The sequence below is a fragment of the Lentimicrobium sp. S6 genome (assembly GCF_013166635.1).
In the GTDB taxonomy this organism is placed as follows: domain Bacteria; phylum Bacteroidota; class Bacteroidia; order Bacteroidales; family UBA12170; genus UBA12170.
The window spans coordinates 1-8,718 of sequence record NZ_JABKBZ010000119.1; the positions used below are offsets into that span (position 1 = coordinate 1).

An 8,718-nucleotide genomic window follows, 5' to 3' on the forward strand; every position below is an offset into this window, starting at 1 on the left:
TTTGCCTTGTGTTTCAGATTGGAAAGGTATTTCATGAAGATAGCAGTAGATTGGAGGAGATGGCTTCGCTTTGCTCGCCATGACCGTGCTTTCTATGAAACACTGGTCTAGCATCTACCCGCTAGCGCGGAATAGCATTCCTATGCTGATTACCGTAACCACGCCACCATGTACCCACGCCACCACGTAATCCGAAGATGGGTCATTGCGAGAAGGAACGCCGAAGCAATCTTCTGAAATAAAAGATGCTGTTTAAATCATGCCTTCAAAAATAAAACTCATCATTAGGCCGGCAGCAAAAGCACTTTCTAAATCAAACCCTCTGGCCGGCCAAAATCTAGGGGTCATCATTATCCCAGCATTTCGTTCCTTTCAGTCTCTCATACTGGGCTAATGACATGTCGCGCCTTCAGCGCTTTTGCCTTGTGTTTCAGATTGAAAAGGTATTTCATGAAGATAGCAGTAGATTGGAGGAGATGGCTTCGCTTTGCTCGCCATGACCGTGCTTTCTATGAAACACTGGTCTAGCATCTACCCGCTAGCGCGGAATAGCATTCCTATGCTGATTACCGCCACCACGCCACCACGTAACCACGCAACCATGTACCCATGCCACCACGTACCCCGAAGATGGGTCATTGCGAGAAGGAACGCCGAAGCAATCTTCTGAAATAAAAGATGCTGTTTAAATCATGCCTTCAAAAATAAAACTCATCATTAGGCCGGCAGCAAAAGCACTTTCTAAATCAAACCCTCTGGCCGGCCAAAATCTAGGGGTCATCATTATCCCAGCATTTCGTTCCTTTCAGTCTCTCATACTGGGCTAATGACATATCGCGCCTTCAGCGCTTTTGCCTTGTGTTTCAGATTGGAAAGGTATTTCATGAAGATAGCAGTAGATTGGAGGAGATGGCTTCGCTTTGCTCGCCATGACCGTGCTTTCTATGAAACACTGGTCTAGCATCTACCCGCTAGCACGGAATAGCATTCCTATGCTGATTACCGCCACCACGCAACCACGCATCCACGCAACCACGCCCCCACGTACCCACGCACCCACGCCCCCACGCCCCCATCGCACTAAATACCACAAAGGCTTTAATTAATTTACGAATTCAGTTAATAAGTAGACATCCTCAAAACGGCTCGCTCAGAAGAATTTCCCATTTTATCTATAGCTTTTAAATGGAATATATAATTGGTGTCACTTTGAACTTGATGTACTGTGTAGTTACTTTCAAATGCAGAGATGGTATCAGTGTCTTCGCCTCCAGGTGAATAGTATAGAATGAAGTAGTTGAGACTTGAAGCATAGGCATAAGACCAAGTGAGGTGTATTCCTGTATGATCACGCCTTCCTTCAAATTGTGTAACACCTGGAACTAAAGCTTGATCTATATGAGATACTTCTTCTTTTTCGTTGCATGAAAAAAGGAGGAGGATAAGACTAGAAAATAATAAGAATCGTTTCATAACAGATATTAATTGATTTGAAACGTAAAATTAAATAAAATATAGCTCAACCGTAGGCCTGATTTAATATTTTATTTCATTCAATTTTAATATAGCAAAAGCATAAGCGCCTAATGCTACAGCACCACCTGTGCCCAATACATTGGCTCCTACACATATCTTTTTAATAGGATCGTAGTTGATTTCTTCTGAACTACCAGGAATGAGTACTTTTTGTCCGCTATTTTTTAAGAAGTTGGCTTTGCAATCTGTATGATGCCAGTTATAGGCAAATACTTCCATGCGTTGTACTTGTCCGCCACTAGGGGTCTCGAATTTCTTGTTCAACTCTTCTACCAAAGTAGGTAAGATAAGTTCGTGGGCACCACTGAGTCCGCCCCCGATAACCACTGGAGCGTCAAACATGGTGATGGTATTGGCTAATGCATCAGCTGCTACTATGGCCAATTCTTTAAAACTGAGTATGGCTGCTTTTTGATGACCCTCCTCTTGGCCTTTGGCTATTTTAAAGATTTGGAAGGGCTCAGGACATTGGTCAATAGTTATATTACATTCTCTTGCATAAACTCTTTTTATTCCTCTAATGCTCACGCTTTCTTCTGAAGTGAATTGGGGGTAGAGAATATTTCCCATTCTATTGATTTCGCCACCTGCACTATTGTCACCGATAATAAGTTGTTGGTTGATGACCAATCCGCCTCCAAAACCGGTACCAAAAGTGGCCCCAATGAGTTGCTTGTATTGTTTGGGGTTTCCTGCTTTCTCTAATTCTTGGTTGATCATAGGTAGTAATCCGCCCAATGCTTCGCCAAGGGTAAAGAGGTCACCATCATTATTGATAAATACAGGGATATTAAATTTCTTCTCCAAAAATGGACCTAGGGCAATGCCACCTCTAAATACGGGGAGGTTTTCCAAATCGCCAATGATACCATTGGGATAATCAGCAGGACCAGGGAAGGCAAAGCTGATGGCATCAGCTCCTCCGGCTTGTTGTTTTACTTGTTCAAAACCATGGGTTAGTTTTTCTAAAAAAGCTTCTAAGCTATCAACTTTGGCAGGAAGAATTATTTCTTCTCCCAACATTTGGCCAGCTTTCATTGCAGAGAATACTAAATTGGTTCCGCCTGCATCGAGGCTCAGTACTATTCTTTGGTCATTCTGGATATTCATATTAAATGCTTTGATATTTTTGGTTCATTGTATTCATTCTTCAATTTGCCCTATTTTGCCAACCAGTGAACTGGATTTAATTTGCTAGTGCTTTTCCAGATTTGGAATTGCAATTTAGTGGTTTTATCTTCAGGGTCTTTGGCGATTTTGCCAATATTTTGTTTCACTTTGAGTTGATCGCCTGGTTTTACATATACTTCCTCTAGATTAGAATAGAGAGAGAAAAATTGACCATGCTTTACCAAAACAGCGAAGTTAGCGGAGCCAGGTACCGAAATAATACTTCTAACCTCTCCATCAAATACGGATCTGGCATTACTGTTTTCATTGGTGACGATATCGATACCATCGTTTCTGATCTTGATTCCTTTTAAAACAGGATGGGCATGTTCTCCAAAACTACTATATACTACTCCTTTGGCAACAGGCCAAGGAAGTTTACCTTTGTTATCATCAAAGTTTTTTGACAGTTGTATTTGATCGGGAGTCATATTGAATTCTTTAGCTTTTTTGGCTTCCGCAGCTAAAATCTTTTCAATTTCCTTTTTTAGTTTATTTTTTTGACTGTTCTTTTTCTTTAAGTCCTTTTGTAGTTTTTTCTCCTGACCCTTTAAGTCTCTCAACCCTCGCTCTTGCGTTATCTTCTTCTTATTGATTTTAGTAATCTCGTCCTCCTCTTTTTTTCTAAGACTTTCTTTTCCTTCTTTTAAATGGCTGAGCTTAGTAATGGAAGTGTGGAGGCTGTCTTGTTTTTGCTCAATTATTTGGACTTGTTTTTTTCTGTAGGAACTATATTGTTCAAAGTATTTCACCCTTTTAAAGGCCTGATTAAAATCTTTTGATGCAAATACAAACATCATGCGATCATATTGATTCAGATTTTTTTGTGAATACATGATCATGGTGGCATATTCATCTTTAAGGCTTTTGAGTTCCTTTTCTTTTTGACTTACCAGGAGTTGCTTGTCGTTGATCTGCTGATCAACCAATTGAACTTCTTGTCGAAGATTTTTTAATAAACGTTCTTGTTTTTTAATCTGCTGATCTAGAAGTTTGAGTTGAACTAAAGAAACATCTTTGCTCTTTTGGGTTTCTTTTAATAGCTCATTGGTATAGCTGATTTCTTTTTCGAGCAGGTGTATTTGAGAGTTTATTTTCTTTTTGCTTTGTGAAAAACCAGTTGAAAAAGTGATGATAATCAAAAACAAGATCAAAGAAATGCGAGTTAATTTCTTTAAGTATGTTTTGTATGTATTGATAATCATCATTTTATCTCTGTATATTTTGAAGGGATATTAAAGGGGAAAGATAGTTCTTTTTCTAAATTTACCTTGATCAAAGTGGCATCAATTTCTATAATATCATTGGCAAAGATGCTCAGTTTGTATTGGGTAGGTAAAACTTGGCTGTCTATTTCTTTGAAATGTGCATATTCGGCAACAATTTTCTTATTGTCGTTTTTGATCTCCTTGATTTTTAGTTTTTCTATCTTAAAAGACTTAGGGTTTAACCAAAGGCTTTGATATATCACTTGAGAAACCGCATCATTGGCTCTGATATACTTTTTCATCTTTCGACGGTGTGCCGATTCTAATTGATATTGATCTTGCACTACGGTAGCTTTTAATTCTTGATAATCGTACCAGGTAAAATCGTTTCCTGTTAATATGGCTTGAACAATGTCAAAATCTACCTGAGCATTTATCATGGTGTTGATAAAGTGATAATTACCTACAAAGAAGGTTTTGTTAAGTCTATTGAGAAACAATACAGAGTCTTTGGTGAGCAATACCCTGGCGGCTTCTATACCTATTCCAGCAGAAATTGAAACCCAGATGGCACTGTCTTTTCTGATTCGTATATTGAGTTTGATGTCGTTGGTTTTTCCATTACTCGTCACGCTCGCCAATGCCTTTGCGCTAAAAGTCTCAAAGTGATTCTGGTTTGCTTTCATTTGGCTCAAAAGATAATCAGCACCCTCCTCTTTAATGGGGGCTTTATAGTTTCTCTTCTGTATATTACATGAGGAGGCTATCATTAAAACCAAGAGAAAAAACCAAGCTATTTTTGCATTCTTAATCATCATTTATTTTTGCTTTATTTTTTCTTGGAGTATTGTAGCATCGCCACCTGCTTTTTTAGCTTTCTTCCAATAGTTTTTGGCTTCTTTTGAATTTCCCATGGCCATATATACATCTCCAAGGTGCTCTAAAACCACAGCACTGGGGTTTTTGGTTATTTCTATGGATTGGGAAATATATTTTAAAGCTCCTTGATAATCCTCCATTAAATAAAGAATCCAGCCATAGGTGTCTAAATTGTTTTCGTTGGCATCTATCTCAATGGCTTTTGCGGCCATCTCTTTAGCTTTTTCTAGATCTTTATTTTCTAAGGAAAGGTAATAGGCATAGTTATTTAAAACAAAACTGTTTTCGGGGTTAATGCGTAAGCAGTTGTCATAATTCTCATAAGCTTTTTTAGGATCTCCTTCTGAGTGATAGGCATCCCCAAGAAGCATATAGAACTGCTCTGCTAATCCTTGATTACTCACAAAGTATAAACCCTGTTCTAGAGTAGCAATGGCCGCTTTGCTGTCTTCTAGTCTGAAGTTGGCTAAGGCATTTACATAATAAGGAAATTCTTGTTCTGGAAATTGTTCCATAGCTCTATAGCTATAGTCGGCCACTTTTTGATGGTCATCACCCATGCCTAAGCTATAGAGCAATTGATTCCACACCGTAAAGCTCGTGCTGTCTAATTTGATGACTATTTCGTATTCTTCAGCCGCTTTTTGGTAAAGGCTATCACTAAATAGTAAGTCACCGTATATGGCATGTGATTTGTAACTATCGGGATGAGTGGTCACCAAAATATCAATCAATTCATAAGCACGTTCTTTTAATATGCTCTGCTGATTGGTGGCATTCATATAGGTGGCAAGCACCTGAATTTTAGTGTCGATATCTAGGTTTTTATTAGAATAGCCTTCTTTTAGGTATTCGTAGGCTTTACTCAGGTCATCTTTTTTAGCATAATAGTCTGCTAATGTGATTTGTATGTATGGATTGTCAGGGTTGATTTCCAAAACCTTATCATACCATTCCAGGGCTTTGTCTGGTTTTTGTTGCTGCATATACATTTCTGCAATCATACTGCAATATTTTTCTTCCTGAGGATAAGCATGACTTAGTTCTATCATGGCGGCAGCAGCTTTGTCAAATTCTCCTTCTTGCATATAAAGATTTTTCATCTGCAATCTGGTTTTCTCTGAAATTCCATCAATCTTCTCTATACTTTCAATAGCTTTAATAGCTTTAGAATATTTCTCCATGGCTGTGTACAGCCCAGAAATGCTCAGCAGGTAGTCGGTATTATTGGGTTCATTCTCAAGGAGCTGCTCATAAACTGCAATGGCTTCAGGAATTTGATAATTATTTCTGTATAAATCGATCAAGAGGAGGGCATACCATTTATTGCTACCATCAGTATGATAGGCTTTTTCCACCCAAAATAAGGCTTCCGTATATTCTTGCTGAAGAACGAGTATCCTTCCCAATTCATACATGGCAGGATCGTAGTTTTCGTCGATGTTGAGGGTTTTTTCGTAGAGTTTGATGGCTTCAGGATAATTGTCGAGCATCTTGTTTTTCTCAGCATCCAGAAAGGTATTCATGGCCATTTTAGCCTTTTTGTCTTCTTTAGCATCTTGGCAATATATGCTCGAAAAACTGAATAGTAAAAATAGTAAAAGCCAGTATTTTGGTTTTAATAAAGTCATTTTTTTTGTCTTCTCTTTTGATTTATTTTTTTCCAGTGGAACCAAACCCGCCCGCGCCTCTGTCGGTTTCAGATAAAGAATCTACTTCTTCCCAATCTGCTCTTTCGTGCTTGGCAATCACCATTTGTGCAATTCTTTCGCCATCTTCTATAATGAGCTCGGTTTCTGATAGGTTAATGATAATTACTTTTATCTCTCCTCTGTAGTCAGCATCAATGGTTCCGGGGCTATTAACCACCCCTACACCTTTCTTGTAAGCCAGGCCGCTTCTGGGTCTTACTTGTGCTTCGTAGCCTACAGGTAGTTCCATAAAAAGGCCTGTGGGGATTAATGTTCTTTCTAAAGGTTGAACATGTAATGGTGTTTCTAGTTCGGCTCTCAGGTCCATTCCGGCAGATGCAATAGTTTCATATGCAGGAAGTTGATGCTTTGATTTGTTGACGATTTTTATCTTCATAAAAAAATAAATTCCATTATATTATTGAGGCACAAAAGTAAAGAAAAGAATAAAACAAAACAGGCTATAAAACTGGGATTGAATTAATTCTTGTTAATTAATGACTTTAGCACTTTCGTGCCTTGTTTTTAGAAGCCATTTTTTATTGACTATTTCAACTTATTAAACAGTTATTATTTAAGATTTGTTATAATTTGACGAAAAAGAAGAATTGAATATAAAAGATTTTTTTTGATAAAAGGAGAATCCTTCCATAATTGCTTTGTTTGCTAAGTGTTTACGGTGTTTTCTTGAGAACAAAAAAAAATTAAAAAAAGTTTGCAGGTTTAAAAAATGCTTGTAAATTTGCAATCGCTTTCAAGGCAGAAACGCTAAGAAAGAAAAGTTCAATAAAGACTTTTAAGTATATTCCTCTTTAGCTCAGCTGGTTAGAGCATCTGACTGTTAATCAGAGGGTCCTTGGTTCGAGTCCAAGAAGAGGAGCAAAAAAGGTTTATCATTTGATAAGCCTTTTTTTGTTTCTAGTGATTTCGTTTTCGGAATACTATAAAAAGGAATTTTTGAAATATATGCCCCCATAGTTCAAGGGATAGAACAAGTGTTTCCTAAACACTAGATACAAGTTCGAGTCTTGTTGGGGGTACTTTCCCGAAAATAATAACATTTCAAATATTGATATTATTGACAATCAGTAAGATACGAAAACATTAGCAAACAAAAAAACTCCATAATTTCTATTTTCAGCATATTTTTGCACCGGATTTGCACCGAAAACGAAAATTTGCACCGAAAAAGCTAAATCATGGAAAATCTTGTAAGTATTACCCCTGTATTTGATCGCCACAAAACCCAAAAATCTCTAAAGCATGTCGAGCTTTATCTTTATAAGAAAGGCATTATCCGAAATTATATCAGGTTTGGTTTAACTACTTTGGATTGGGATAAGAAAAAGAACCGGCCAAAAGATATAAGAGATGGTTTTTTGATGGATGAGGCCATAAAGGAAATTACAGAATATTGTATTCACATGGAGAGTCAAAACCAGGTTTATGATAAAAAGAGTATCGAGGAGTTTTTAAAAACCAAAAAGATTTTCGATGTTTTCAATTTCTATGACTTTTATCAAACTCGAGTATTAGAAAATCAAGCTCTAAAGAGTAATACCAGGGATAACAAAAACAATTTATTGAAGTGGTTGAAGGTTTTCGCCCCTGGACTGAATCTTTATGAAATTGATTATGCATTTGTATCTAAGTTTAGAAGCTTCTTGTTTGAGCAAAAAATACAGAAATCGAAAGAAGTAAAAGCGCCACTGAGGAAAAACTATATTGATTCATTGGAGAAACATTTAAAAGCAGCTTTAAATATAGCCAGGAAGGAAGGCTTAATAGAGAAGAATCCTTATGAGAACCTAAAGAGAGTTAGCGAAAGAACCAAAAAGGATTATTTATCCAGGGCAGAACTAGATATTTTGGAAAGGTTGATTGATACCATAGAACCACATTATGTACCACATCTTAAAAAGTTCTTGTTTGGCTGTTACACCGGATTAAGAATATCAGATTTAAGACAGCTTAGAAAATCCCATTTCAGGAAAGAGGAGGAGGGATGGTCTATTTACCTGCATCGCATGTATAAAGTAGATAAGGAGGTTTATTTGCCTCTTTATTCATTGTTTGGTGGTAGAGCTGAGAAACTCGTTTTAGAAGCTGGATAGGCTGACTCATGTTGTGCCACCTATACCGATGTAACTGTGCCACTCAAACCGGAGCAAGTTGTGCCACTCATACCGGAGCAAGTTGTGCCACTCGTACCGGAGCAAGTTGTGCCACTCATA

7 protein-coding genes and 2 tRNA genes are annotated in these 8,718 nt (G+C 37.6%); 3 read left to right on the top strand and 6 right to left on the bottom strand.

The window, feature by feature from the left end; translation table 11 throughout:
• Nucleotides 1-1,119: 1,119 nt before the first annotated feature.
• The 6 genes from HNS40_RS21115 to dut form a co-directional block, all read right to left on the bottom strand.
• Nucleotides 1,120-1,473, bottom strand: a complete 354-nt coding sequence (locus HNS40_RS21115; RefSeq protein WP_172284704.1) for a fibronectin type III domain-containing protein — start codon at nt 1,471-1,473, stop codon at nt 1,120-1,122.
• A gap of 63 nt (nt 1,474-1,536) precedes the next feature.
• Nucleotides 1,537-2,646: an ROK family protein gene (locus HNS40_RS21120; RefSeq protein ID WP_172284705.1), complete on the bottom strand. Its 1,110-nt coding sequence runs from the start codon at nt 2,644-2,646 to the stop codon at nt 1,537-1,539.
• A gap of 50 nt (nt 2,647-2,696) precedes the next feature.
• Nucleotides 2,697-3,911: a murein hydrolase activator EnvC gene (locus HNS40_RS21125; protein WP_172284706.1), complete on the bottom strand. Its 1,215-nt coding sequence runs from the start codon at nt 3,909-3,911 to the stop codon at nt 2,697-2,699.
• On the bottom strand, nt 3,911-4,732 hold the full coding sequence (locus tag HNS40_RS21130; protein ID WP_172284707.1) for a DUF4292 domain-containing protein: 822 nt from the start codon (nt 4,730-4,732) through the stop codon (nt 3,911-3,913). Before HNS40_RS21130 ends, HNS40_RS21125 begins: the two co-directional genes overlap by 1 nt.
• On the bottom strand, nt 4,733-6,424 hold the full coding sequence (locus HNS40_RS21135) for a tetratricopeptide repeat protein (RefSeq protein WP_172284708.1): 1,692 nt from the start codon (nt 6,422-6,424) through the stop codon (nt 4,733-4,735).
• A 22-nt stretch (nt 6,425-6,446) separates the two neighbouring features.
• Nucleotides 6,447-6,881 (bottom strand): dUTP diphosphatase, encoded by a 435-nt coding sequence (gene dut, locus HNS40_RS21140; RefSeq protein WP_172284709.1) that lies wholly within the window; start codon nt 6,879-6,881, stop codon nt 6,447-6,449.
• 409 nt (nt 6,882-7,290) lie between these two features.
• Between dut and HNS40_RS21145 the strand changes: the two genes are divergently transcribed.
• The 3 genes from HNS40_RS21145 (at nt 7,291) to HNS40_RS21155 (ending at nt 8,598) form a co-directional block, all read left to right on the top strand.
• Nucleotides 7,291-7,364, top strand: a tRNA-Asn gene (locus HNS40_RS21145).
• 88 nt (nt 7,365-7,452) lie between these two features.
• Nucleotides 7,453-7,524: transfer RNA gene (locus HNS40_RS21150), tRNA-Arg, on the top strand.
• Nucleotides 7,525-7,683: 159 nt separating this feature from the next.
• Nucleotides 7,684-8,598 (top strand): site-specific integrase, encoded by a 915-nt coding sequence (locus tag HNS40_RS21155; RefSeq protein WP_172284710.1) that lies wholly within the window; start codon nt 7,684-7,686, stop codon nt 8,596-8,598.
• Nucleotides 8,599-8,718: the final 120 nt, after the last annotated feature.

Excerpts from the sequence above, each read along its gene's own strand:
- HNS40_RS21130 (WP_172284707.1), bottom strand. The coding sequence starts at position 4,732 with ATGATGATTAAGAATGCAAAAATAGCTTGGTTTTTTCTCTTGGTTTTA.
- HNS40_RS21155 (WP_172284710.1), top strand. The coding sequence starts at position 7,684 with ATGGAAAATCTTGTAAGTATTACCCCTGTATTTGATCGCCACAAAACC.
- HNS40_RS21135 (WP_172284708.1), bottom strand. The coding sequence starts at position 6,424 with ATGACTTTATTAAAACCAAAATACTGGCTTTTACTATTTTTACTATTC.
- HNS40_RS21115 (WP_172284704.1), bottom strand. The coding sequence starts at position 1,473 with ATGAAACGATTCTTATTATTTTCTAGTCTTATCCTCCTCCTTTTTTCA.
- HNS40_RS21120 (WP_172284705.1), bottom strand. The coding sequence starts at position 2,646 with ATGAATATCCAGAATGACCAAAGAATAGTACTGAGCCTCGATGCAGGC.
- dut (WP_172284709.1), bottom strand. The coding sequence starts at position 6,881 with ATGAAGATAAAAATCGTCAACAAATCAAAGCATCAACTTCCTGCATAT.
- HNS40_RS21125 (WP_172284706.1), bottom strand. The coding sequence starts at position 3,911 with ATGATTATCAATACATACAAAACATACTTAAAGAAATTAACTCGCATT.